General features: G+C 68.5%; 23 protein-coding genes and 1 pseudogene. 16 read left to right on the top strand and 8 right to left on the bottom strand.

The genetic code is table 11. The features are described 5' to 3' along the window. Window positions 1–168: 168 nt before the first annotated feature. The 4 genes and pseudogenes from ACTFO6_RS08880 to ACTFO6_RS08865 all read left to right on the top strand — a co-directional run. Window positions 169–801: pseudogene (locus tag ACTFO6_RS08880) on the top strand (uracil-DNA glycosylase); the annotation flags it as partial. 58 nt (window positions 802–859) lie between these two features. Then, complete coding sequence (locus tag ACTFO6_RS08875; RefSeq protein ID WP_439934093.1) at window positions 860–1,471, top strand: LemA family protein; 612 nt, start codon at window positions 860–862, stop codon at window positions 1,469–1,471. Next, the gene (locus ACTFO6_RS08870) at window positions 1,468–2,331 is read left to right on the top strand and encodes a TPM domain-containing protein (protein WP_439934092.1); all 864 of its coding nucleotides are present in this window, start codon (window positions 1,468–1,470) and stop codon (window positions 2,329–2,331) included. Before ACTFO6_RS08875 ends, ACTFO6_RS08870 begins: the two co-directional genes overlap by 4 nt. Then, window positions 2,331–2,837: a TPM domain-containing protein gene (locus ACTFO6_RS08865; RefSeq protein ID WP_439934091.1), complete on the top strand. Its 507-nt coding sequence runs from the start codon at window positions 2,331–2,333 to the stop codon at window positions 2,835–2,837. Before ACTFO6_RS08870 ends, ACTFO6_RS08865 begins: the two co-directional genes overlap by 1 nt. Window positions 2,838–2,845: 8 nt before the next feature. On the opposite strand, the gene ACTFO6_RS08860 is transcribed toward ACTFO6_RS08865, so the two are convergent. Together ACTFO6_RS08860 and ACTFO6_RS08855 are read right to left on the bottom strand one after the other, a co-directional pair. Beyond that, window positions 2,846–4,855 carry an AsmA family protein gene (locus tag ACTFO6_RS08860; protein WP_439934090.1) on the bottom strand — a complete coding sequence of 670 codons (2,010 nt, stop codon included), beginning with the start codon at window positions 4,853–4,855 and terminating at the stop codon, window positions 2,846–2,848. A gap of 189 nt (window positions 4,856–5,044) precedes the next feature. Continuing rightward, entirely contained in the window at window positions 5,045–5,368 is a 324-nt protein-coding gene (locus ACTFO6_RS08855) for a hypothetical protein (RefSeq protein WP_439934089.1), read from the bottom strand. An 88-nt stretch (window positions 5,369–5,456) separates the two neighbouring features. Between ACTFO6_RS08855 and ACTFO6_RS08850 the strand changes: the two genes are divergently transcribed. Genes ACTFO6_RS08850 through ACTFO6_RS08825 form a run of 6 tightly spaced genes read left to right on the top strand, consistent with a single transcriptional unit; the run spans window position 5,457 to window position 12,239 of the window. After that, window positions 5,457–5,870, top strand: coding sequence for a hypothetical protein (locus tag ACTFO6_RS08850; protein ID WP_439934088.1), 414 nt, complete (start codon window positions 5,457–5,459; stop codon window positions 5,868–5,870). A 53-nt stretch (window positions 5,871–5,923) separates the two neighbouring features. Continuing rightward, the gene (locus ACTFO6_RS08845) at window positions 5,924–6,766 is read left to right on the top strand and encodes a CbbQ/NirQ/NorQ/GpvN family protein (protein ID WP_439934087.1); all 843 of its coding nucleotides are present in this window, start codon (window positions 5,924–5,926) and stop codon (window positions 6,764–6,766) included. Between the two features lie 21 nt (window positions 6,767–6,787). Beyond that, a complete protein-coding gene (locus tag ACTFO6_RS08840; RefSeq protein WP_439934086.1) occupies window positions 6,788–7,351 on the top strand; it encodes a DedA family protein in 564 nt (187 codons plus the stop codon). 13 nt (window positions 7,352–7,364) lie between these two features. Continuing rightward, window positions 7,365–9,896 carry a nitric oxide reductase activation protein NorD gene (locus tag ACTFO6_RS08835; RefSeq protein ID WP_439934085.1) on the top strand — a complete coding sequence of 844 codons (2,532 nt, stop codon included), beginning with the start codon at window positions 7,365–7,367 and terminating at the stop codon, window positions 9,894–9,896. A gap of 4 nt (window positions 9,897–9,900) precedes the next feature. Further along, window positions 9,901–11,085, top strand: a complete 1,185-nt coding sequence (locus ACTFO6_RS08830) for an acetoin utilization protein AcuC (RefSeq protein WP_439934084.1) — start codon at window positions 9,901–9,903, stop codon at window positions 11,083–11,085. An 8-nt stretch (window positions 11,086–11,093) separates the two neighbouring features. Beyond that, a complete protein-coding gene (locus ACTFO6_RS08825) occupies window positions 11,094–12,239 on the top strand; it encodes an aldo/keto reductase (RefSeq protein WP_439934083.1) in 1,146 nt (381 codons plus the stop codon). 17 nt (window positions 12,240–12,256) lie between these two features. Here the strand turns inward: ACTFO6_RS08825 and ACTFO6_RS08820 are convergent, their stop codons facing one another. The 5 genes from ACTFO6_RS08820 to ACTFO6_RS08800 all read right to left on the bottom strand — a co-directional run bounded on the left by ACTFO6_RS08820 (window position 12,257) and on the right by ACTFO6_RS08800 (window position 17,505). Then, window positions 12,257–13,762: a tripartite tricarboxylate transporter permease gene (locus ACTFO6_RS08820; protein ID WP_439934082.1), complete on the bottom strand. Its 1,506-nt coding sequence runs from the start codon at window positions 13,760–13,762 to the stop codon at window positions 12,257–12,259. 12 nt (window positions 13,763–13,774) lie between these two features. After that, window positions 13,775–14,236 (bottom strand): tripartite tricarboxylate transporter TctB family protein, encoded by a 462-nt coding sequence (locus ACTFO6_RS08815; RefSeq protein ID WP_439934081.1) that lies wholly within the window; start codon window positions 14,234–14,236, stop codon window positions 13,775–13,777. 79 nt (window positions 14,237–14,315) lie between these two features. Then, complete coding sequence (locus ACTFO6_RS08810) at window positions 14,316–15,293, bottom strand: tripartite tricarboxylate transporter substrate binding protein BugD (protein ID WP_439934080.1); 978 nt, start codon at window positions 15,291–15,293, stop codon at window positions 14,316–14,318. Window positions 15,294–15,504: 211 nt separating this feature from the next. Continuing rightward, complete coding sequence (gene lplT / locus ACTFO6_RS08805) at window positions 15,505–16,731, bottom strand: lysophospholipid transporter LplT (protein WP_439934079.1); 1,227 nt, start codon at window positions 16,729–16,731, stop codon at window positions 15,505–15,507. 204 nt (window positions 16,732–16,935) lie between these two features. Then, a complete protein-coding gene (locus ACTFO6_RS08800; protein WP_439934078.1) occupies window positions 16,936–17,505 on the bottom strand; it encodes a TM2 domain-containing protein in 570 nt (189 codons plus the stop codon). 122 nt (window positions 17,506–17,627) lie between these two features. Here ACTFO6_RS08800 and ACTFO6_RS08795 point away from each other — a divergent pair, with 122 nt between their 5' ends. From ACTFO6_RS08795 to alr, 4 genes are all read left to right on the top strand, one after another. Continuing rightward, the gene (locus tag ACTFO6_RS08795; RefSeq protein WP_439934077.1) at window positions 17,628–18,539 is read left to right on the top strand and encodes a LysR family transcriptional regulator; all 912 of its coding nucleotides are present in this window, start codon (window positions 17,628–17,630) and stop codon (window positions 18,537–18,539) included. Continuing rightward, window positions 18,536–19,279 carry a GMP synthase gene (locus ACTFO6_RS08790; protein WP_439934076.1) on the top strand — a complete coding sequence of 248 codons (744 nt, stop codon included), beginning with the start codon at window positions 18,536–18,538 and terminating at the stop codon, window positions 19,277–19,279. The genes ACTFO6_RS08795 and ACTFO6_RS08790 overlap by 4 nt, the downstream gene beginning before the upstream one ends. Further along, complete coding sequence (locus tag ACTFO6_RS08785) at window positions 19,276–19,626, top strand: Crp/Fnr family transcriptional regulator (RefSeq protein WP_439934075.1); 351 nt, start codon at window positions 19,276–19,278, stop codon at window positions 19,624–19,626. Before ACTFO6_RS08790 ends, ACTFO6_RS08785 begins: the two co-directional genes overlap by 4 nt. A 67-nt stretch (window positions 19,627–19,693) precedes the next feature. Next, window positions 19,694–20,761 carry an alanine racemase gene (alr, locus tag ACTFO6_RS08780; protein ID WP_439934074.1) on the top strand — a complete coding sequence of 356 codons (1,068 nt, stop codon included), beginning with the start codon at window positions 19,694–19,696 and terminating at the stop codon, window positions 20,759–20,761. A gap of 6 nt (window positions 20,762–20,767) precedes the next feature. Here the strand turns inward: alr and ACTFO6_RS08775 are convergent, their stop codons facing one another. Continuing rightward, window positions 20,768–21,100 carry a hypothetical protein gene (locus ACTFO6_RS08775; protein WP_439934073.1) on the bottom strand — a complete coding sequence of 111 codons (333 nt, stop codon included), beginning with the start codon at window positions 21,098–21,100 and terminating at the stop codon, window positions 20,768–20,770. Between the two features lie 317 nt (window positions 21,101–21,417). Here ACTFO6_RS08775 and radA point away from each other — a divergent pair, with 317 nt between their 5' ends. Then, window positions 21,418–22,788, top strand: coding sequence for a DNA repair protein RadA (radA, locus tag ACTFO6_RS08770; protein WP_439934072.1), 1,371 nt, complete (start codon window positions 21,418–21,420; stop codon window positions 22,786–22,788). 15 nt (window positions 22,789–22,803) lie between these two features. Continuing rightward, window positions 22,804–24,276 carry a sigma-54 interaction domain-containing protein gene (locus ACTFO6_RS08765; RefSeq protein WP_439934071.1) on the top strand — a complete coding sequence of 491 codons (1,473 nt, stop codon included), beginning with the start codon at window positions 22,804–22,806 and terminating at the stop codon, window positions 24,274–24,276. Window positions 24,277–24,307 lie beyond the last annotated feature (31 nt).

The raw sequence follows: 24,307 nt of genomic DNA, 5'->3' as shown, positions 1-24,307 counted from the left end.
TGGCCGCGCTGGCGGCTCAGGCATCAGAAGTCAGAAGTCAAAGGACGGCCGTCCGGAGAGGAAGCTGCTTCTTTGTCAGTTCAGGTTCCTGTCGCGGAGGCGACGGCGCGGCGCGAGCGGGATTCAAGCCCGCTCCCGCCGCGCCAGCCTGGGGCGTCCGCGGCGCTGGAGGTGGTGTCCCCGGCGGTTTCCCCGCAAGGCGCCGACCGGCGCAGCCGCATCCTGGGCCTGGACTGGGCGGCCCTCAAGGCCTGCGTGGCCCAGTGCACCGACTGCAAGTTGGCCCAGGGACGCACCCGGACCGTGTTCGGCGTGGGGGACGAGAACGCCGACTGGCTGTTCGTGGGTGAAGGCCCTGGCGCCGAGGAAGACGCCCGGGGCGAGCCCTTCGTGGGCCAGGCGGGAAAACTTCTCGACAGCATGCTGGCTGCCATCGGGCTCAAGCGGGGCGAGAACGTCTACATCGCCAACGTGGTGAAATGCCGACCGCCGGGCAACCGCACGCCGGCGCCGGAGGAGATGGAGCGCTGCGAGCCCTACCTGGAGCGGCAGATCGAGCTGATCCGCCCGCGGCTGATCGTGGCCCTGGGGCGCGTGGCGGCCCAGAGCCTGCTCAAGACCGACGCCTCCATCGCCAGCCTGCGCCGCAAGGTGCACCGCTATCGGGGAACGCCCCTCATCGTGACCTATCATCCGGCCTACCTGCTGCGCAACCTCCCCGACAAGGCCAAGGCTTGGGAAGACCTGCTGTTCGCGGTGGAAACGATGAAGAAGTTAAAGGCGGGCTCCCTTGACCCTTGAAGCGCCGCCCCGGCCGCCCCATTTACCGTTTGCCTTGTTTCGACGCGAGGAGGACTCGATGCTCAAGCGCCTGGCCGCGATCGTGGCCGTGTTCGGTTCCCTGGCCCTCGGCGGCTGCGGCTACAACACCCTCCAGGCCCAGGACGAGCAGATCAAGGCTGCCTGGGCGGAGGTCCTGAACCAGTATCAGCGCCGCGCCGACCTGATCCCTAACCTGGTGGAAACGGTCAAGGCTTTCGCCGCCCAGGAGCGGGAAGTCCTGCAAAGCGTAACGGAGGCCCGGGCGCGGGCCACGGCGATCCAGGCGAGCCCGGCGCTGGTCGACGACCCCGAGGCGTTCAACCGCTTCCTCGAGGCCCAGGGGGAGCTTTCCTCCGCCCTGGCCCGGCTGCTGGTGGTGGTGGAAAACTATCCCCAGCTCAAGTCCGACGCCAACTTCCGCGATCTCCAGGCCCAGCTCGAGGGCACCGAGAACCGCATTGCGGTAGCGCGCCAGCGCTACATCCGCGCCGTGCAGGAATACAACACCACGGTGCGCCAGTTCCCGACCAACCTCACCGCCATGCTATTCGGCCACCAGGTCAAGCCCACCTTCACGGTGGAAGAAGAGCGGGCCCTGGCGGCCCCGCCCCGGGTGGACTTCGGCACGCCCGCGCCGGCCGCCCGATGAAGCGGGCGCCGGGTCTCGCTGCCGCGCTGTTCCTCCTCGCCGCGCTGGCGGCGCTCCCGGTCCAGGCGCAAGCGCCGGTTCCCGAGCTCCGGGCTCGGGTGACCGATCTCACCGGCACCCTCTCCGCCGGCGAGCGCCAGGCGCTGGAGCAGCGGCTGGAAGCCTTCGAGAAGAAGAAGGGCAGCCAGATCGCCGTCCTTGTGGTTCCCACCGTGCGCCCGGAAACCATCGAGCAGTACGCCATCCGGGTGGCGGAGCGATGGAAGCTGGGGCGCGAAGGGATCGATGACGGCGTCCTGGTGTTGGTGGCGAAGGAAGACCGGGAGCTGCGCATCGAAGTAGGCTATGGGCTGGAGGGCGTACTGCCCGACGCCATCGCCAAGCGGATCATCGACGAAGTCATCGTGCCGCGGTTTCGCCAGGGGGATTTCTACGGCGGCTTGAGCGCCGGAGTGGAGCGCGTGATCGGGGTGATCGAAGGCGAGCCCCTGCCGCCGCCCCGGGAAGGGAAACCCCGTCGCGCTCCCTCGGCCGCGGCGCTGGAGTTTCTGTTTGTCGCCGGCTTCTTTCTCGTCACCTTCGGCGGCGCGGTGCTGCGGGCCTTGCTCGGCCGGCTGCCGGCGGCGCTGGCGGTGGGCGCCGGCCTCGGCCTGCTCGCGTGGTTCCTCCTCGCCTCCGCCGTGCTCGCCCTCCTGGTGGGGCTGGCGGCTTTCGCCTTGACCCTGGCGGGCGGCGCTCCCCGGCGGGCGGCCCGGGGCACGAGGGGCTGGCCGACGACCGGGGGATTCGGCGGGTGGGGAGGCGGCTTCAGCGGCGGCGGGGGCGGTTTCGGCGGCGGAGGCGCTTCGGGGCGATGGTGATGGACTTCAAACGCCTCCTGCGGCACCTCTCGACCGGGGGCTTCCATCTGCGCAGGCGCTTTCCGCCGACGGCGTTCCAGCGCATCGAGGCGGCGATCCGGGAAGAGGAGGCGACCCATCGGGGCGAGATCTGCTTCGCGCTGGAGGCGGCCTTGCCCCTGGGGGCGCTGCTCGCCGGGGTAAGCGCCCGGGCGCGGGCGATCCAGGTCTTTTCCGAGCTGCGGGTGTGGGACACGGAGGAAAACAACGGCGTGCTGATCTACCTTCTGCTCGCCGACCAGGATGTGGAGATCGTCGCCGACCGGGGGGTCTACCGGGTGGCCGGCGCCGAGGCCTGGGAAGCCATCTGCCACGAAATGGAAGCGGCGTTCCGTGAAGGCCGCTTCGAGGAAGGCGTGATCGCCGGCATCCGCCGCGTCTCCGAGTTGCTGCGCCGGCACTTTCCCGCCGAGGGCGGTCCCCGCAACGAGCTGCCGGACCGGCCGGTGGTGCTGGGCCCGAGGTGAACCCCCGGTCAGTTGCCGAAGAGCCGCTTGAAAAAGTCGGTGGGTCCGCCCGTGGACGAGCCCTCCTTGGGCTTTTCCTGGGTGTCCGCTTTGGATGCGCCGCCGGTGAGGGCCACCTGGCACGGATTGGGAGGCACCGATTCGAGGAGGAGAGCCTGCCCGATGAGGGAGAGTCCGCCGGTCAAGATGGCCGCGCCCACCGTGGCCGCTGCGGTGGCAACGCCCCGGGCGTCGGCTTCCACCCGCGGATCGGCCAGCGTTCCCCCCAGGCGCACCAGGCTTGCCAGTTGCCCCGCGCCGATGCGAAGTCCCGTGACGGCCTTGGGCCGGAAGCCCAGGTCCAGGGTCTCGTCCCGCAGGTTAATGGCGCCGCCGCCGATCACGTGGACCTTGTCGGTCTCCAGGGCGATGCCGTTGTCGATGCGGGCGATGCCCTGCTGGATGGGAAAGCGCACCACGGCGCACTTGAGTTCGGTGTAGGGTTCCCCCTGGCGCGCGGGGTTCAGGGCGTCGAACAGCTCGGTGATGTCGGCCCCCAGGTCCAGGGCCCGGGTCTTGACCCATCCCGGCCCCAGGACCACACGCACCTGCCCGTGCGCGCCGGCCATCAGGCTGCGCAGTGACTCGCCGCTTCCCCGCAGGCTGATCGCCACGTCCGCCTTGGAGCCGGAGACCGCGCCGGGATTTCCCGCCAGGGCCAGCAGGGTACCCATGTCCAGGCCCGAGCCTTCTAGCCGGCCGTTGACCGCGAGGGTTTTCCCAGAGGCGGCGTCCGCGTTGAGATGGAGCCGGAGATCTGACGCCCCCAAGCGGACGCTCACCGGATCGGCGACCATGCGCCCGTTCTGGAAGCGCACCCTTGCCTGGAGCCCTTCCACCGTCTTGCCTTCCCCCAGGGCGAGCCTGGCCACCTCCAGGGTCGCGTCCCCATGGAGCGCCTGGAGGGCCGCCACGGGAAAGGGCGTGGCCGGAAATACGCGCCCGTCCCTCGCCCGGGGTTCCCTGTCGGTCTTGGCGGCGATGGCGCGCCGCGCCCCATGGATCTCGGCGAGATCCAGGAGGGGAGAGCTGAGCTTCACGGAAATCTCCCGCCGCTCGCCGGTGAGGGCGAGCCGCGCCGTCCCCGACAGGGTGCTCTTGCCGATGGCGGCCTGGAAAGGATCCACCGCCACCCGGCCTCCGTTTCCCGTGATGCGGCCTTCGAGGCGCAGGGGTGGAAGCCGTGGCAGCCCGGTGCCGGCGATCCGGGCGATGGGGGTGAGATCCGGTACCTCGGCCTGCACCTTGAGGTCCATGCCGTCCAATTGGGACGAGAGGGGCGCCGTCCCCCAGGCGGTGAGCCTGGCGCTCTCCACGGTGAGAGCCAACTCCAGGGGCGCCAGGGCGCCTTGCTCGCCGAAGGCGAGGGGATTGCCGATCTCGCCCCGCAGGGCGACCGGCACCCCGTTGTAGGTTCCCCGGGCCGAGAGCTGGACCCGCTGGTAGCCGCTCGTGGACTCGAAATCCAGCGCCTCCAGGGCCAGCCGGAGAGTGCGCCGGGTGCGTCCGTCCCGGTAGGCGAGGGTGCCCCGGTCGATGCGCACTTCCCGGATCTCCACAGGCGGGACTTTGGCCTCCTCTCCCGCCGGCGGCCCGGGCGTCTTGACGTCCAGGACCCAGTTGCCCGTCCCTTTGCCGTTGGTTTCCAGGAGGATGTCGGGTTCGATCAGCACCAGGCGGTGGAGCACCACGTCCCCGGTGAGGAGGGGCAGCAACGCGAGGCGCACCTCCAGGCGTTTGACCCGCGCCAGGTCCGGGCGCGACCCCCAGCGGGCGTTCTGGAAGCGCACGCCTTCCACCACCAGGGTAGGGAACAAGGACAGCTTGAATTGGGGCCGGCCTTCGATGGAAAGCTCGCGCCCGGTGGCTTCCTTCACCTTCGCGGTGGCGAGGGCCGCGTAGCGGTCCAGGTCGATGGAGCGCACCGCCACTGCCGCCGCCAGCAGCAGGAGGGCGAGCGCCGCGCCAGCGCCGATCAAGAGCTTTTTCGCGCGCATAGAGCGAGGGCGAGAGGAGGGCCCGGTGCCCGGAGAAGGGAGGCTATCACGGGCGAGCCGGCGGATGAGAAGCGGGCCGATGATCGTCCCGGGTCAGGGGATGAGCGTGGCCAGCCCGGACTTCACGAGGGACTCGGGAGGATAGCGCGGGCCGGATGAGAAATATCCGGGCTAGCCCACCCAGGCGTGCTCCAGCACGTCCAGCCGCAGGTCCTGGCTGAAGCGCTGGCCGTCCCCCTCGCAGGTCAAGGTGACGATGTGCACGCCGGGCTCGGAATAGACGATCTCGTGAGTGAAGGTGCCGGGGAGCGCCACCTCGGCCTCGGCCAGGGTGGCGCCGCCCTCGTCCGTCAGCCGGCAGCGGGCGCGGCCGCGGCCGTCCAGCAGGGCCTGGACATGGAAGGACTGCCCGGGGCAGCGGCGGTAGACCTGGGGATCCCGGTTGGGGTTGTAGGGAAGGCGGTTGAGCTTCACCAGTTTCACGAGGGGCTTCATACGGATTTCCCAAGGCAAGGCAAGATGCGTAAAATGAACATATTAGAGAATGCTAATCCTATCCCATTTTCCGCCGAGCGTGCGTTCCATGTCCGATCCTAGCTCCCTGATTCAGGTGTTCGAGGAAACGGGTGAGGCCCTGGCCGTCCTGGAGGCCCAGGCCCGGGAAGGGCGCCTGCCTCCCGTGGGGGAGACCGTGGAGCGCTGCATTGCCCTCGTCAGGGGGCTCATCGTGGCCTATCTCCGGGACGAGGGGTGCAAGCCCGTGCCTCCCGACGGGGCCGACTTGCTGGAGGTGTGGAAAGTCCTGGTGAAGGGGGAACCCTTCTGGAACACCATCCGGGACAACCTGCGGGAGCTGGTCTACTACCGCAACTGCCTGGCCCTCGGACGGGAGGACGCGCTGCCGGCTGTGCCGGAGAAGATGGCGGTGCGCACCGCCCGCCACCTCTACCTCTTCATCAAGACCCGTTGCATTCGCGAGGGCCGCATAGCAGCATAGCGAGAAGGAGCGGTTCGCTCCCAGGACAAGGGCGGTCAAGCCCGACGGAAGCCATGAAACAATTCGTCAACCGCCTGCGCGGCGTGGAGCGCGACATCCTCCAGGCGCCCGAACGGGGCGCCCCTCCCTACTACGAGCCCCAGGGCAACGAGATCCAGGTGTTCGAAGCGGCCTGGCGCAAGCGCTTGCCAGTGATGCTGAAGGGACCCACCGGCTGCGGCAAGACCCGCTTCCTGGAGTACATGGCGTGGCGCCTGAACCGGCCCCTGGTGACGGTGGCCTGCCACGAAGACCTGACCAGCGCTGACCTGGTGGGCCGCTTCCTGCTGGAGGGGGATGAGACCGTGTGGCAGGACGGGCCCCTCACCCGGGCGGTCAAGGCCGGGGCCATCTGCTACTTGGACGAGATCGTGGAGGCGCGCACCGACACCACGGTGGTGATCCATCCCCTCACCGACCACCGGCGGCGCCTGCCCCTGGAGAAGAAGGGGCAGGAGATCGAGGCCCACGAGGACTTCATGCTGGTGATCTCCTATAACCCGGGCTACCAGACGGTACTCAAGGACCTGAAGCCTTCCACCAAGCAGCGCTTCATCGGCATCCAGTTCGATTTTCCGGACGAGGCCTTGGAGCTGCGCATCCTCGGCAACGAAGTCCCGGAGCTAGACCCCCAGCTCGCCCGCAAGCTGGTGGCGGCGGGCCAGCGGGCGCGCGCGCTCAAGGACCACGGGCTGGAGGAAGCGACCTCCACCCGCGCCCTCGTCTATGCCGCCAGCATGATGGCGGCGGGGCTGGCGCCGGTGGAAGCGTGCCGCGTGGCTATGGTCAATCCGGTCACCGACGACATGGAGCTGGCCGAGGCCCTGATGGAAATCGTGCGGGCCCATTTCGAATAGGGCCGCCGCGGGTCGCAAGCGTTGACGCTCGAATCGTTCATCCGCGACTACGGCTACCTGGCCGTCTTCGTCGGAACCTTTCTCGAAGGCGAGACCATCCTGCTGATGGCCGGCTTCGCCGCCCAGCGGGGTTATCTCTCCCTTCCCGAGGTCATAGCGGTCGCCTTCCTCGGGGGCTTCGCCGGCGACCAGCTTTACTTTCACCTGGGCCGGCGGCACGGAAGCGCCCTGCTCGAGCGGTTTCCCTCCCTGCGGGAGCGCACCGAGGCGGTGCGCCGGCTGCTCTTCCGCTTCCACGCGCTCATCATCCCGGCGTTGCGCTTCGTGTACGGGATGCGGGTGATCGGCCCGATGGCGCTGGGGATGAGCGCGGTGCCGCCGCGTCGCTTCTTGGCGCTCAACCTGGCGGGCGCAGCCCTCTGGGCTGCCCTGATAGCGGGCGCCGGCTACTTTTTCGGCCGGGCGCTGGAGCTCCTGGTGCGGGATCTGGCGCGTTTCGAAGCAGCGGTATTCGGGCTCATGGCGGCCGTGGGCGTGGCGGCGTGGCTCGTACTCCACCGCCGGGGGAAGCACCGGCCGCAATGAGGCGTCGTTTTCCATGTCGGACGACATCGACGGTCTGCTGCACGAGCTGGCCCAGGTGAGCTTCGTCGCCCATCGGGACGCGGTGGACGCCTTGCCCGCGATCCGCCGCCACGGCGAGGCGACGGCCTCGGCCTGGCTCGCGGCTTGCCGGGTGCTCTTCCTCCACGACCGGGAGGCGGGCAAGGCGTTCATCCGTCTGAGCGGAGAGGCCGAGCGCATGTCGGAGTTGGTGCTCCCCTGGACCTCCCAGGCCCTGGCGTTTCTCGACTTCCGGGCCCCGGCCCGGGCGGTGGAGGGCTTCATGGAAAACCTGCCCCAGGCCTTCGCCACCCTGGGGCACGCGGGGGAGGCGCGCTGGGCCGAGATCGGCTTCCTCTGGTGTCGCCGGCACCTGGAAAGCGGCACCCTCTATTTCCGCACGCCGGTGGCGGACCTGGCGGGCCGCCAGGGGATCACGGGGGTGGAGCACATCACCCAGCCGGCGGAGGAGCTCTACGAGACCCGGCGCCTGATGCTGGCCGCTTATCTCCCCGGAGCCATCAAGGTGCGAAACCTCCTGGGGCCCCAAGCCCTGCTGCCCTGGGCCCAACGGGGCGCGGACATCCTGCAGGCGGGCCGGCTGCGGGGCGAGGCCTATTTCCGGCTGGAATCCGAGGAAAGCCTGCAGATCCTGCTGGAGCAGGTGCCGGGCTACCGGGTCGCCGAGCATCAGCGGCTGCTGGAATGCCTGCTCGCCGCCTGGTTCGAGACGCCCCCGCCGGTGCGGGAGAGCGCCTGGTCGCCGGATCAGGGGCGCGCTTTCGTGGAAACCGACGGGCGGGCCGTGTACGTGCCGGTGGCCCTGCCCGAGCGGGAAGAGGCCGTCGTGGGCTTGCTGCACAACGCCGGCCACGTGGCCTGCGGCTCTTTCGAGCGGGCCCAATTGCAGGCCCTGTTCGCCGCCGCCGGCGTGGATCCCGGCCCCCTTTCGCTCCAGCAGCGGGCGAGCCTCGATCCGGTCTTTGCCGCCTTCGGCGAGGATGCGCCCCGCTTCCGGCTCCTCTTCGACCTGTGCGAGGACCTACGGGTGGACGCTCGCCTGCGCCGTCGCATTCCCAACCACCTGCGGCGACTCATGCGACTGGCGGAGCGGCGACCCATGCCTGCAGGCCCGGCCGCGCCCTATTACCGGGCGGCCCTGGACACCTTGCGCCTCGTCCTGGATGAGACCACGGTCGGCCCCGAGCGGCAGGCCGAGCTCCAGTGGGATGAGTACCTTCGCCCCTTGACCGGGGAAGGGGCCACCCTGGTGGACGCGTTCCAGGCGGCGAAGAAGCTGCTCGCGGGCAGCACCTTTCCCCCGCTCCCGACGATGGAGGATTTCCAGCAGGCGTATCTTCCCGGGCGTTCCCCCCACGGAGGGCGGGGGGTTTACCCCCAGGAAACGGAGGACCGATCCCGGGCGGCCCAAGGGGAAGGGGAAAGGGACGCGCCCGCCCGGGAAGGGGCCGTGGGGAAGGGACGGGAGCAGTCCGAGGAGGTCGCGGCCGGCGCCCAGGTGGCCCCCGTAGAGGCGGCGACGGGACAGGCCGCGGCGGGGCTGGGTCGCGACCTAGGCCGGCGGGCCCAGGACGCTTCCGCCGGCGCCGGGCCTCACCGGGCCCAGGAGCGGGGCGTGCCTTACCCGGAGTGGGATTACCGGGAGGGGCGCTATAAGACCCGATGGGCCTGGGTCCAGGAGCGGCGCCTTTCCGAGACCAACCTGGCAGAGGCCGAGCGGCTGATCGCCGCCTATGGGGAAGCGGCCGCCCGCTTGAAGCGAGCGATCCAAGCCCAGAAGCCCACCCGGCTCGCCCCCCGCCGGCGCCAGTGGGAAGGGGAGGAGGTGGACGTGGACGCCGCCGTGACTTTCATCACGGAAAAGCACGCCGGCCGCCTTCCCTTGCCCCGGGTCTACCGGCAGCGGCAGCGGCAGGAGCGGGACATCTCGGTGACGTTGCTGGCCGATCTGTCCACCTCCGTCATGCAGCAGCTCCCGGGGGAGCAGGGGCGCCTCGTGGACCGCATCCGGGCCGGCATCCTGCTCTTCGCCCAGGCGATGGAGGAGGTGGGCGATCCCTACGCCATCGCCGGCTTTTCCTCCAAGTATCGGGACAACGTGAGCTACTACACTATCAAGGACTTCGACGAGCCTTTCACCACCGAGGTGCGGGCGGTGGTGGGCGGGCTTTCGGGACGCCTCGCCACCCGCATGGGGGCGGCCATCCGCCACGCCATCGCCCGTTTCGCCGCGAGCCCTACGCCCCGACGGCTGCTCCTGATCCTCTCCGATGGCCGCCCCGAGGACTACGACGACGGCGGCGACATCCGTTACCTGCACGAGGACACCCGGGTGGCGGTCAAGGAGGCGGTGAACCAGGGGGTGCACCCGTTCTGCATCACGGTGGATCCGGCGGGCAGCGACTACCTGCCCAGGATCTTCGGCCACGGGCACTTCCTGGTGCTGGACCACATCAACTCGCTGCCGTTGCGGCTTCCGGAGATCTACCTGCGGTTGAGGCGATGATGAAATGAGCGCCTTCGATCCCTATCCAATTCCCCGCCACGCCACCCTCATCGCCGCCGACCGGCAGGGCCTGGGCGCCTACGGAAAGAATCATCCCCTCGCCATCCCCCGGGTCTCCCTCACGGTGGCCCTGATCCGGGCCTACGGAGCTCTCGCCGAGGGGGAGCTTCTCGCGCCCCGTAAGGCGGCCGACGTCGAGCTCACCGGGTTCCATACCCCCGATTACGTGGCGGCCTTGAAGCGCAGCGAAGCCCTGGGGCGAGTGACGAGCGCCCACCGGGCGCGCCATCGTCTGGGCACCCTGGAGAACCCCTACTTCGAGCGTTTCTTCTCCATCGCGGCCGCCGCAGCCGGCGGGAGCCTCCAGGCGGCGGAGGCGGTGCTCGCCGGACGGGTCGCCTTCAATCCCGCAGGAGGCATGCACCACGCTCGGCCCGACCATGCCCGGGGCTTCTGCTACTTCAACGATCCGGTGTTGGCGATCTTGCGGCTTAAGGCGGAAGGATGGCGGGTGCTGTATTTGGACCTGGACGCCCACCATGGCGACGGGGTGGAGGAGGCCTTCGCCGACGATCCTGACGTGCTCACCCTGTCCCTGCACATGGACACGGCCTACGCCTATCCCCACCGGGGCGGGCGGCTGGAGGACGTGGGCACCGCCCTAGGGGGTCATACCACTATCAACGTGCCGCTCCCCCCTCGCACCCATGACGGGGAGTATCGGCTCCTCTTCGACGCCGTGTGGGGGCCCGTCCTGGAGCGCTTCGCTCCCGAGGTCATCGTGCTCCAGGCGGGCACGGACCTGCTGGCTGCCGACCCCCTGGGGAAGCTGGCTGTCTCCACCCAATGCTTCCTGGACATCTGCGGCGAGGTGCTGCGCACCGCCCCCCGACACCCAGACGGCACGCCCCGGCTCCTCGCCACCGGTGGAGGCGGCTACCACCCGGCGCTCCTAGCCCGGGCCTGGGCGGGGCTGTGGGGCCTCCTCTCCGGGCGGACGCTGCCCGACGAGATCCCGCTCGAGGGAGCGGAAAGGCTGCGCGCCGCGGCATGCAACCAGGACGAAGATGCGCCCGGCGACCCGCGCCTGTACTGGTCCCGGCTGGACGAGCCGACCGAGGGACCCATACGCCCGGAAGTGGTCGAGCTCGCCCGGCGGCTCGCTGCCCATCCCTTTTTCCGCGGGTGACGATGGGGGTGGAGACGCCCGTTCCCGGTTACGCCACCCGCCGGGGCACCGAAGAATACGCCCTCCGGTTCGGCGCCTGCTGCGGCGCTGGGCACTACAGCGAGTTCCTCAATCTACACCTCAAGCTCTCCTCCCTGGGCCTGGGCACTTTTCCCGGGGCGGCGAGGGACGAGGTGGACGAGGGCTACGCTGCCATCGTGGAGCGGGCGCTGCTTGAGGGTATCAACGTCATCGACACCGCAGCCCATTACCGCTACGGTCGGTCCCTGCGGGCGGTGGGTGAGGGCCTGCGCCGAGCGTTCGCCGCGGGCGTCACTCGGGAACAGGTGTTTCTGATCTCCAAAGGTGGGTTTCTCGCTTTCGAAGGCGGGCCGCCAGAGGATTTTGACGCCTGGTTCGAGTCGGCCATCGCGGGCCGCGGCCTAGGAGATCGGCGCGATCTGTGCGGCGTACACCTCCTAGCCCCCGAGCACATCGCCTGGCAGCTCGATCGCTCCCTGGAGCTGCTCGGCGTGGCGACCCTGGACGCCTTCCTCGTGGACCAGCCCGAGGTTCACCTCCCCGCGATCGGCAAGGCCGAGCTGAACCGCAAGCTGGAGCGGGCCTTCGTCGCGCTGGAGCGGGCGGTGGCAAAGGGCTTGATCCGCTGCTACGGAGTTTCCACCTTCAACGCCTTCCGAGTGGAGACCGATCATCCCCTGTTCCAGTCGCTACCGTCTCTGCTGGGATTGGCGGAGAAAGCCGCCCGCGCAGCCACGGGGGATCCCCAGGCGCGGCACCACTTCCGCGTGATCGAGGTGCCTTTCAATCAGATGATGACGGAGGCATTCACCCGGTTCTCCCATGCCACCGGCCAGGGCAACATCGCCTCCACCCTGCAGGCGGCCCACCAGTTGCGCGTGTACGTGCTGGCGAGCCACACCCTAGGCAAGGGGCGACTCGCGCAGTGTTGCGCCGAGGGCGTGCTTGCCGCCTTGCGCGAGCTTCCCAACCACCCCCAGCGGGCCATGCAGTTCAACCGATCCACCCCCGGCATCGGCACCAGCCTGGTGGGCGTGAGCACCTTGGCGCACCTGGAGGACCTGCTGGCGGTGGCCCGCATGCCGCCCATGTCCAGGGAGGCCTATCTGCGGCTGTACCGGCGGGCGGAGTGAGACCCGGCCGTGGGGCGTCACTCTTCCTCATGGAAGGCCTCCTCTCGCCGCTTGCGCAGGGTGGGCGAAAGCACCACGAACATGGCTGCCACTGCCAGGGCCAGCATCACGGCGCTCAAGGGGCGAGTGACGAAGACGGTGGGATCGCCCCGGGACAGGAGCAGGGCCCGCCGCAGGTATTCCTCCATCATGGGGCCGAGAATAAAGCCGAGCAGCATCGGCGCGGGCTCACAGTCCAGCTTGGCGAACACGTAGCCCAGCAGGGCGAACAGCGCCATCAGGTACACGTCGTACTGGCTGTTGTTGACGCTGAACACGCCGATGGCGCAAAAGACCAGAATCGCGGGATAGAGCAGGTGATACGGCACGCTGATCAACCGCACCCACAAGCCGATCAAGGGAAGGTTGAGGATGACCAGCATGAGGTTGCCGATCCACATGGAGACGATGATTCCCCAGAACAGCACCGGTTGCTCGTTTACCACCGAGGGGCCCGGCTGGATGCCCTGAATGATCATCGCCCCGATCATGAGCGCCATCACCGGGTTGGACGGGATGCCCAGGGTTAGCATGGGGATAAACGAAGTCTGGGCGCCGGCGTTGTTGGCCGACTCGGGCCCGGCGACCCCTTCGATGGCACCCTTGCCGAACTGCTCCGGATTTTTCGAGATCTTCTTTTCCAGGGAGTAGGAGGCGAAAGAAGCGAGCATCGCCCCGCCACCGGGCAGGATTCCCAAGGCGGAACCCAGGGCCGTGCCCCGCAGCACCGGGGCGGCGATGCGCTTCAAGTCCTCCAAGGTCGGCATAAGACCGGTCACGTGCTTGATGGTCACTTCCCGGGTCGCCTCGTGCTCAAGGTTTCGGATGATTTCGCCCAGACCGAACATGCCCATGGCCACCACTACGAAACCGATGCCGTCGGCGAGCCAGGGCTGGTCGAAGGTGTAGCGCTGCAAGCCAGAGTTCACGTCGGTGCCGATGAGACCCAGCAGAAGCCCCAATACGATCATGCCGATGGCATGTAGCAGGGAGCCGTGGGCCAGCACCACTGAGGCCACCAGCCCCAGCACCATGAGGGAGAAGTACTCCGCGGGTCCGAATTTCAACGCCAGCTCCGCCAGCGGCGGCCCGAACAGGGCGAGGACGAAGGTGGCCAGCGTCCCGGCGACGAAGGAGCCGATGGCGGCGGTGGCGAGGGCCTTGCCCGCTCTTCCCTGGCGCGCCATTTGGTAGCCGTCCAGGGCGGTGACCACGGAGGCTGATTCTCCCGGAAGGTTCACCAGGATGGCGGTGGTGGAACCGCCGTACTGGGCGCCGTAATAGATGCCCGCCAGCATGATCAGGGCCGACACCGGTGGCAGTGTAAAAGTGAGGGGCAGCAGCATGGCGATTGTGGCCACCGGCCCCAACCCCGGCAGCACCCCGATCACGGTTCCGAGCAGCACCCCGATGAAGCAGTAGAGCAGGTTTTCCGGCGAGAGGGCGGCGGCAAAGCCGATGCCAAGGCTGGAGAAGAGTTCCATGGCGGCGCTCCGTCAGCCGCCGAGCCAGGGACCGAAGAGCGGCAGGGGGAGGCCCAGTGCCTGCACGAACACCAGGGCGCAGAAGAGGGTCAACCCCGCCGCCAGGGCGATGGAAGGGAACCAGCGGAAGTGGGCGCTGGCGTAGGCGCTTGCCAGCACCAGTACCGCGGTGGCGGGAACCAGGCCCGCGCCCCGCACCAGCACACCGAAGAGCAACGTGGGGACCAGCACGAGGACCACTTTACGCCAGGCCAACGGGGCGATTTTTTCCCCGTGCCGAACCAGGGAACGGATGAGGGCGGCGAGGCCGATGAGGGTGAGCAGCCCTCCCAGAACGGTGGGGAAGTAGGCGGGGCCCATCTTGAGCGCTGTGCCCATGGGATAGTCCCGCGCGATGACGATGGCCGCGAGGCCGATGGTCACGTAAAGGACCCCGGTCCAGAAATCTTTTGGATGCTTGATGAGCGAAGGCACGGTTTGGCCTCCTTCTCCGCCTCAGGCGAAGAACACAAAAGGCGGGCTGCGCCTCACGTGCTGTCCGCCTACAAGATTGTCAATCAGCGTACACTCCTGCCTTCTTAAGGATGGGTCCCCACTTGTCGATCTCCCGCTTCAAATGTTCCCGCAGGGCTTCGGGGGTGGCTCGCTCCAAAGCCACCGGCTCGGTGCCCAGGTCAGCAAAGCGCTGCTTGACGGTGGCGTCCTGGAGCGCCGCTTTGAGCGCGGCGGAAAGCTTGTCCACGACGGGCTTGGGCGTACCCTTGGGCGCATACAGACCATGCCAGACGGTGACCTCAAAGTTGGGCAGGCCTGCTTCGTGCAGCGTAGGCACATCGGGCAGGGAAGGCACCCGGGTCTTGGTGGTGACGCCGTAAACCTTGATCTTCCCGGCCCTTATCTGGCTCGTGGTGTTGGTGGTTTGGTCGCACATGAAGTCCACTTGGCCGCCCAGCAGGTCGTTCATGGCCGGTCCCGTGCCCTTGTAGGGGACCGTGGTAAGGGGGGTTTCGATGGCGCTCATGAACAGGGTGCCGCAGAGGTGGGACGCCGAGCCCAGGCCCGCGTTGGCGTACGTCACCTTGTCCTTGTTGGCCTTGACGTAAGCGAGCAGCTCCTTGAAGTCCTTGGGCGGGAAATCCTTGCGCGCCACTAAGGTCATGGGCACCTCGGTGACCATTCCGATGGGCTCGAAGTCCTTGATGGGGTCATAGGGCAGCTTGCGGTACAGGGCGGGGGCGGTGGACTGCCCGATGTGGTGCAGCAGGATGGTGTAGCCGTCGGGAGCGGCTCGCGCCACGCGGCCGGCACCCAAGGTGCCGCCCGCGCCACCGACGTTCTCGATGATGATCTGCTGCTTGAGCGCGCCGCCCATGGCTTGGGCGAGCAATCGGGCCACCGTGTCGGTGGGCCCGCCCGCGGCAAAGGGGACCACCATGGTGATCACCTTGGACGGGTAGTCCTGGGCGTGGACTAGGGCCGCGGCTCCCAGGGTCAGCAGAAGCGTCAAAAGGCGGGCAATGGCACTGGGCATCGTTTTCCTCCTCGCGGTCGTTGGTGGTTTGGGCTCTACTCCGGGCGGCGCCCGTTCCAGGCCTTCTGGCGGCACATTCGCCTTGCGCCTCGGGACCGGAACGGGCAGCCATTGTAGCCTAAGTCGAATAGGGCAATAGGGTATTGAACGAAACGGGCCCGGACCAGGTGGCCGGCAAGGGGCGGACGGTCTGCGGAGGCGCTCGGACTGGCTATATCCGGCCCTGGTCCTGGTCGTGGCCGTGCTTGCGCCACAGGTAGCTCATGGCCAGGGCCACGAAGGTGCCGAAGATGAGGATCACGGTATAGATCGAGAGCTCGGCTCGGATCATCACGGCGTAGGCCCCCAGCATCACCAGGATGGACAGGTTCTCGTTGAAGTTCTGCACCGCGATGGAGTGGCCGGCCCCCATGAGCAGGTGCCCCCGGTGCTGCAGCAGGGCGTTCATGGGCACGACGAAATACCCGGCCATGGCGCCGATCGCCAGGAGCAGGCCGAAGGCGATGCGCCAGTCGTCGGTCAGGGTCATGGCCATTACCACCGCCCCCATGGCGATGCCCACCGGCAGCACCTTGACCGATCGCTCCAAGTGCACGTACCGGGCCGCCAGCATGGAGCCCACCGCGATGCCCACCGCCACCAGGGCGGTCAACTGGGTGGCCTGCTCCCGGTTGAACCCCAGGGCCACGGCGGCCCAGGTGAGCACGATGAGGCGCAAAGTGGCCCCCGCGCCCCAGAACAGGGTGGTCACGGCCAGCGACACCTGCCCCAGGGGATCCCGCCAAAGGAGCCGGAAGCAGTGCCAGAAATCGTGCAGGATGTAGCCCAGGGTGCGCTTGGGCAGCTTGTGGTCGATGTCCACCCGGGGGATGTAGAGGTTGAAGACGGCGGCGACCAGGTAGATCACCACGATCACCGCCAGCGCGAACTGGGCCGGCGTCTCGATCCCGGGCAGCGCCAGGCGGTTCGTCACCAGCGCCTCCACGCCGGGCCCGATCAGGATTCCCCCCAGGATGGCCCCCAGGATGATGGAGGCCACGGTCAAGCCCTCCATCCAGCCGTTGGCCCAGACGAGCTTGGCCGGAGGCAGGTACTCGGTGAGGATGCCGTACTTGGCAGGGGAGTACATGGCGGCGCCGATGCCCACCAGGCCGTAGGCGTAGAGGGGATTCAATCCCGCCAGCATGGTGAGGCACCCGCCGAACTTGACCGCGTTGCTCAAGAACATGACCCGCCCCTTGGGGAAGGCGTCGGCGAAGGGTCCCACGAACGGTGCCAGCGCGATGTAAGAGAAGACGAAGAACTGCTGCAAGACCGGCGTCTGCCAGGCCGGGGCGGCACGATCCTCCAGGAGGGCGATGGCGGCGAAGAGCAGGGCGTTGTCGGCGAGGGAAGAAAAGAACTGCGCCGCCAGGATCGTGAAAAACCCGAAATTCATCGCATGCGACCGGCCCGGAGAAAGAAGGGGATGGCCCGTTGTACGGCTCGGTGTTTGTTCTTGGGTCTCGGCTTTGTCGTTCTTGTCGCCGGCGTCTTCGAGCGGGCCGCAATCCGGCCGCGGGGAGCCGCCCGAGGGCTGGCCGCCCTTTATACCATAGAACCCCGTTCCCCAGCGGAGGCCGCGGGCGGGGTTCGTCGTTTTTCACTTTTCCCGCTCGCCGGCGGACGGGGAGGGAGGAGGTTCCCGGGATGGGGGCGAGGAAGCTTCCTGGTGGCGGGAGCGCCGGGCGAGGGCCCGAAGGAGCGCCTCCTGTTCGGCGAAGGAACGCGCGCGGCCGTCGGGGGCGAGGGTGAGCTCCGTTTCCCCGAGGGGCGATCCGGCTGCGTCCTCGTCCGGGAAACGGCCGCGGAAGCCCGCCGGCGCCCCGGGCGTCTGCCCCAGGTAGACCTTCATCCGCAAGGCCTTGTTGAGCCTCGCCACTCGGCCTTCGATCCACACGATGTCGTGGGCGGCGAAGCCCGCGAGGAGGGATAGGGCGGCCCAGTCGAAGTAGGGAATCCCGGCCGCGAAGCCGACGGCAGCGGCCAGGCCGAGCCCGCGGAACACCCATGCCCCCCACGGCTCCTCCAGGTAAGTCCGGTGCAGGCCCAGAGGGGCGAGCAGCAGGAGGGCGTAGGCCCGTTGCCTTCGCTTGAGAAGACGCGAAAGCTTAAGGTTGGCCGCCTGCAGCCCGCCGCCTTCCAGATCGAGCCGCTTCCACCCTTCGCTCATGCACTACCCGCAAAAAACGAATTGTGATTCAATCATATCTGGCTGTCCGGCCCACGGCCGGCGGCCGCATGTGCTTCTCGCAAACGATGAGACCCTGAAACCGACGCTCCACGCCCGCACCCATGGCCGACCGCAGACTCCAGGTCTTCTACACCGTCGCCAAGCAGCTCTCCTTCACCAAGGCGGCGGAGCTCCTCTTCATGACCCAGCCGGCGGTCACTTTCCAAGTGAAGCAACTGGAGGAGCACTTCAACACCCGGCTGTTCGAGCGCAGCCACGGCAAGATCAGCCTAACCCCCGCCGGGCAGCTCGTGTTCAACTACGCCGAGCGCATCCTCACCCTCTCTTCCGAGATGGAGACGCGGATGCACGAGATGACCGGCGGCATCGCCGGCCCCCTCTCCATCGGCGCCAGCACCACCATCGCAGAGTTCATGATCCCCCGGATCCTGGGGGAGTTCAAATCCGCCCACCCCCAGGTGCAGCCTCGCCTGGTGGTGGGCAACTCGGAGATGATCGAGAACCTGGTGGCGGACCACATGCTGGACCTGGGCCTCATCGAGTCGCCCCCCCATCTGCCCCAGCTCAAGAACGAACTCCTGTGCGAGGACGAGCTGGTGATGATCTGCGCCCCCCAGCACCCCCTAGCCCAGTCGGCGAGCGTCACGCCGAAGCAACTGGCGGAGCTGCCTTATGTGAGCCGCGAGCCCGGCTCCGGGACCCGGGAGTTCGCCGACCAGTTTTTCGCCAAGCACGGGCTCGCGCCCGAGGAGATGAACATCGTCATGGAGCTGGGGAGCCCCGAGGCGGTCAAAGGGGTGGTGGAAACGGGGCTCGGCTTCGGCGTCCTCTCCCGGGCGACGGTGGAAAAGGAGCTCAAGTTGAAGACCCTGGTGGCGGTGCCCTTCCGGCCCAGGCTCACCCGTATCATGTCCATGGTCCTGCCGAAGGAGAAATTCCGCTCCCGGCTCCTCACCACCTTCGTCGATTTCGCGACGGCGCGGTTCAATGCCCAGGCGAAGGTGAAAGCATGAAACATTTCCTGGTGGTTCAGCATACCTACTCGGAGTTCCTGGGTCTCATCGAAACCCGGCTGGAGCAGCGGGACATCGGTTTTACCTACGTGCGCCCGTTCACTGGCCAAAGCCTGCCGGGCACGGCGCTCCAGCACGACGCCCTGTGGCTGCTGGGCGGGGCGTACCCCGTGACGGACATCGAGCGGCAGCCCTGGATCGACGACGAGCTGAGGCTCATCGCCCTGTTTCAGCGGGCCCACCGCCCGGTGGTGGGGCTGGGCTTCGGCGGCCTCCTGCTCGCCCGGGCGGCGGGCGGCGCGGCCCGCAGCGAGCCCACCCATACCGCCTGCTGGACTCGGGCTCGAGCTACCGAAGGGGGACGCGGCGATCCCCTGGCCCAGGCGGTGGACGGGCGCCGGGTGCTGGTCATGTACAACGGCGCGGTGGATCTGCCCGAGGGCGTCCTTCCCCTGGTGGTGGACGAGCAGGGCCGCTGGATCGCCGCCCGCATGGGCGAGACCGCCTACGCGCTCCTCTTCCGCCCAGAGCTCAAGCCCGGGATGCTGGAGGACATGATCATGGAGGAAGGGCGCCCAACCCCGGAGAATATAGGCGACCTCCTGGCTGAGGCGAGGAGGGAGTGGCCCGAGACGCAGGAAACCGCCGACCGGGTCCTGGTGGCCTTGGTGTCCGCCCTGGACCTCATGCAGGAGCGGCGCAAGGCGCCGGTGTTCAGCCTCAACGTGGTGGCGAAATGAGTCCCCGGGAAAAGGCCTTGCTCGAGCGCTACCGGGCCCTTTCCCTGGAGGACCGGCGCATGCTGGAGGCGTTCGCCGAGTTTCTCGCCGCCCGCTCCCCGGAGACCCCGCGCCGGGAAGCGGAAACCGAGCCCCTCCCCATTCCCAGGCCGGAGAAGGAAACCGTGGTGCGGGCCATCCAGCGGCTGCGGGCCACCTACCCGATGCTGGATCCGCGGGTCCTGTTCCAGGAGACCTCCGTCTGTCTCTCCCGGCACGTGCTCCACGGCCAACCGGCCGAGGCGGTCATCGACGAGCTGGAAGAGGTGTTCTTCCGCCACTATCAGCGCATGAAGGCGGGAGGCTGAGCCGTGCTGGGCGCTGGACTCCTCCTACCGCCGGACCGCTCTTCGCCTTCCTGATCGCAGCTCACCCATGCGCCCGCTGCGCGCCGTCTTCGATTGGAGCGCCCTTGCTGCCAATTATGCCCTGGCCCGGCGCGTCGCCCGGGGCGCCCGGGCCCTGGCCGTCATCAAGGCGGATGCCTACGGCCACGGGTATCTCAAGGCGGCGCAAGCCCTTCGGGACGCGGATGGTTTCGCCCTCCTGGAGATCGACCGGGCGGCGGAGCTGCGGGACCGGGGGTTTCGCCAGCCGATCCTCCTGCTGGAGGGGTTCTTTTCCCCGGACGAGCTGGCGATGGCCGAGGCGTACCGGCTCTCGGTGGTGGTGCACAGCCTCGAGCAGCTCCGGATGCTCGCCGCGGCGCGCCGCTCCCGCCCGCTGGAAGTGTTCCTGAAGCTCAACACCGGCATGAATCGGCTGGGCCTGCAGGCTAGCGAGCTCGCTGCCGCTAGGGCGCTGCTCAAGGCCGCCCGGGGGGTCGAGGGCGTGGTCCTCATGACCCACTTCGCCACCGCGGACGAGCCGGCGGAAGGGGTGGAGGCCCAGCTCGAGCGGTTCAACGCCATGACGGCGGGTTTGTCGCTCGCCCGGTCCCTGGCCAACTCGGCGGCCCTGCTGCGCTACCCGCAAACCCATGGGGACTGGGTCCGCCCGGGCATCATGCTCTACGGGTCTTCGCCTTTCGCCGACCAGGATGCGGAGGCGTTGGGATTGAGGCCGGTGATGACGTTGGAGAGCCGGGTGATCGCGGTCCAGTCCCTCCAGGCCGGCGACCGGGTGGGTTACGGAGGGACCTTCACCGCCCCCCATCCCATGCGCATCGGCATCGTGGCCTGCGGCTACGCCGACGGCTATCCGCGCCACGCGGGCACCGGCACCCCCGTCCTGGTGAACGGGGTGCGCACCCGGACGGTGGGGCGCGTCTCCATGGACATGTTGAGCGTGGACCTGACCCCGGTGCCCGAAGCGGGTCTAGGAGCCCAGGTGACCCTGTGGGGAGAAGGGTTGTCGGTGGACGAGGTGGCCCGCGCGGCGGGCACCATCGGCTACGAGCTGCTGTGCCGCCTCACTTCCCGGGTGCCGCGGGAGGATCGCTGAAGCCTGTCAGTCGGTATTTTTGGGCGGCGACCACTCCCGCGGTTCGACCCCCAGGGGCCGCTCGAAAGTGTAGCGGAGCTGTTTGCCCACCAGGGCTTCCCCCGCCTCGTCGGTGCTTCGGCTGGGCAGGGTGAAGGGCAGACTCACCACCCACAGGGCGGCGCCGAGCACCGTCCCCACCACCCCGATGGGCCGGGCGAACAAGACGTCGGCGGCCATGGCAGCGCCCGGGTCGCCCGTTTCCGGATCGTAGCCGGCTGCCGACAGGGAGGCGGAGGCGCCCGTGAGGGCCAGGGCAAGGCCTGCGGCGGTCAACCGCTTGACGAGCGGGGTTTTCATGGACTCGGCTCCTTAGGTTGCAAGGCTTGAGCCCCCAGTATAGGGAACACCTCCTCAGAGATCAAGAAAGCCGTTTAAGAATATCTCATAACACATTGCCTTACATGAAGGAGTTTGTCGAGCTTTGCGGATTTAAGCAGCCGCGGCCTGGCTTGCCCATCCGCCCGGGGTGCTTCCCTGCCCCGCCAAGACGTGGCCTGTCGGCGGGAAGGGCCGTCCCTTGATTCCCTGGACGATGTCGGTTAGCGTGTCTAGCTCCTCTGGTCTCCTCTACACCTAAGCCCCGACGGGACCCTGAACCCCCGCGACCCGCCCCCATGGCGAAACCCAAGACCGTCTTTGCGTGTACCGAATGCGGCGGCCAGGTGCTCCAGTGGCAGGGACAGTGCCCCCACTGCCAGGCCTGGAACACCCTGGTGGAGACGGTGGCGGAAAAGGCGGCGCCCCGCTTCGCCCCCCTCTCCGAGGCGGGGGAGCTGCAGCTGCTCGCCGAGGTGGAAGCGGCGGAGCAGCCGCGGATCTCCACCGGCATTTCGGAGTTCGACCGGGTGCTCGGCGGGGGACTGGTGCCGGGGGGCGTGGCCCTCCTCGGAGGCGATCCCGGCATCGGCAAGTCCACCCTGCTCCTGCAGGCGCTCGCGCATCTCGCGCGAGAGCACCCGGTGTTGTACGTGAGCGGGGAGGAGTCGCCCCAGCAGGTGGCCCTGCGGGCGCGGCGGCTCGGCCTGCATGGGGAGCGCCTTCCCCTGCTGGCCGAGATCCGGCTCGAGCGCATCCAGGAAGCCCTCGCCCGCAGCCGCCCCAAGGTGGCGGTGATCGACTCCATTCAGACCCTCTATTCCGGCGCCCTCCAGTCCGCCCCTGGCTCCGTAGCCCAGGTTCGCGAGTGCGCCGCCCAGCTTACGCGGCTCGCCAAGGCGAACGCCGCCGCCTTGGTGCTGGTGGGCCACGTGACCAAGGAGGGGGCCCTGGCCGGCCCGCGGGTGCTGGAGCACATGGTGGACACGGTGCTTTATTTCGAAGGGGACACCCATTCCAGCTTCCGCCTGATCCGGGCCTTCAAGAACCGCTTCGGGGCGGTGAACGAGCTGGGGGTGTTCGCCATGACCGAGCGGGGTCTGCGCCCGGTATCCAACCCTTCGGCGCTGTTTCTCTCCCACCATGAGCGGGAAGTGGCCGGCTCCTGCATCATGGTGACCCAGGAAGGCACCCGCCCCCTGCTGGTGGAAATCCAGGCGCTTGTCGACACCGCCCACGCCCCCAACCCCCGGCGACTCACCGTGGGGCTGGAACAGAACCGCCTGGCCATGCTGCTGGCGGTGCTGCACCGGCACGTGGGCGTCGCCTGCTACGACCAGGACGTGTTCGTGAACGCCGTGGGGGGCGTCAAGATCGACGAGCCGGGGGCGGATCTGCCGGTGTGCCTGGCGATCGCCTCCTCCTTAAGCGGCCGTCCGCTGCCGTCCAAGCTGGTGGCTTTCGGAGAGGTGGGGCTCGCCGGGGAAGTGCGGCCGGTGCAGCGGGGCCAGGAGCGGCTCAAGGAGGCGGCCAAGCTCGGCTTCCATCGGGCGGTGGTGCCCAAGGCGAACGCGCCCAAGCATTCCCCCGCGGGAATCGAGGTGATGGCCGTGGAGCGCATCGAGCAGGCGATCGTCCTGCTGCGCGAAAGCGGCAACGGGCGCCCCTAGCACGCTGGACGATCCGTGGCCGCCGACGTTTCCTTGCCCGACGCCGCCGCCGCGATCCACGAGCAGGCGGTGCGCTCCCTGTTCCAGATGTTCGAGAGCATCTGCGAGGGGGCGGTGATCGTGGACCGGGAGGCCCGCATCGTCTGGATCAGCGACAAGTACCTGGCCCTGCTCGGGCTGGCAGGCGCCCATCAAGCCTTGGGCAAGCCGGTGGAGCAAGTAATCCCCGCGAGCCTCATGCGCCGGGTGGTGGAGACGGGGGAGCCGATTCTGCTGGACATCATGGAGTTCGGCCAGCAGTCCTTCGTGGTGACCCGCCTGCCCCTGCGCGGAGAAGACGGGCAGGTCACGGGGGCGGTGGGTTTCGTGCTCTACGACCGGCCCCAGTATTTGAAACCCCTGGTGTCCAAGTTCACCCGCCTACAGCGCGACCTGGCGCGGGCCCAGCGGGAACTGGCCCAGCGCCGGCGCCCCAAGTACAGCTTTTCCAGTTTCGTCGGCACGAGCGCCGCGTCCCTGGAAGTGAAGCGCCAGGCGCGACGCGCGGCGCAGCTCGACACCACGGTGCTGATCCAGGGGGAGACCGGCACCGGCAAGGAACTCCTGGCCCACGCCATCCATGCCGCCTCGGCGCGTTCGGACGGCCCCTTCGTGAGCCTCAACCCGGCGGGGGTTCCCGAACAGGTCTTGGAACAGGAGCTGTTCGGCGTGGCGCCCGGCGGCGACGGCGCGGCGCGGCGCGTCCGGGAAGGCAAGCTCAAGCTGGCCCATGGGGGCACCCTGTTTCTGGACGAGGTGGGGGACATTCCGCCGGCGCTGCAACCCAAGCTCCTGCGGATGCTGCAGGAGCAGGAGTTCGAGCTTCCCGGCTCCCACAAGATCGTCCAGGTGGACGTGCGGGTGATCGCCGCCACGAGCCGGGATCTCAGGCGCCTGGTCCAGGAAGGGCGGCTGCGCGCCGACCTCTACTACCGGTTGAACGTGTTGCGCATCGACGTGCCCCCCTTGCGGGAGCGGCTGGAGGACCTGGAAGCCCTGTGCGAAGTGTTGCTCGAGCGCATCGCCGAGCGCACCGGGCTTCCCCAGCGGGAGCTGGCCCGGGACGCCTTGGCCCTGCTACGGGCCTATTCCTGGCCGGGCAACGTGCGGGAGCTGGGCAACGTGCTGGAACAGGTCACCATGCTGGCGGAAGGCCGGCGCTTGGGGGCCGAGGACTTCGCCCACGCCCTGCCCGCCGCCCCCTTCGCCTATGGCCGGTGCGGTGGGGGCGGGGACCCGGCCCTTCCCCGGCGCCTGGCGGAGGCGGTGGCCGAGTCTCAGCGGGAGGCCATTCGGGAAGCCCTCATCGCGGCCAAGGGCAACAAGGTAACGGCGGCCCGACTCCTGGGTATTTCCCGCGCCACCCTGTACGAGAAAATGGCGGCCCTGGGCCTCGCGTCTCGGCCGGCCGCCGTAGATGTCAAGTTTTTCAGACATCGAAACGCCTGAGGGATCAATCCGCTCCCTTGATCCTGGGCTA

Origin of the sequence: Pelomicrobium sp. G1, assembly GCF_051905455.1 — a bacterium.
Taxonomy (GTDB): domain Bacteria; phylum Pseudomonadota; class Gammaproteobacteria; order Burkholderiales; family UBA6910; genus Pelomicrobium.
The sequence above is the reverse complement of the archived record's forward strand: the minus strand, read 5'-3'. Positions and strand labels throughout refer to the sequence as shown.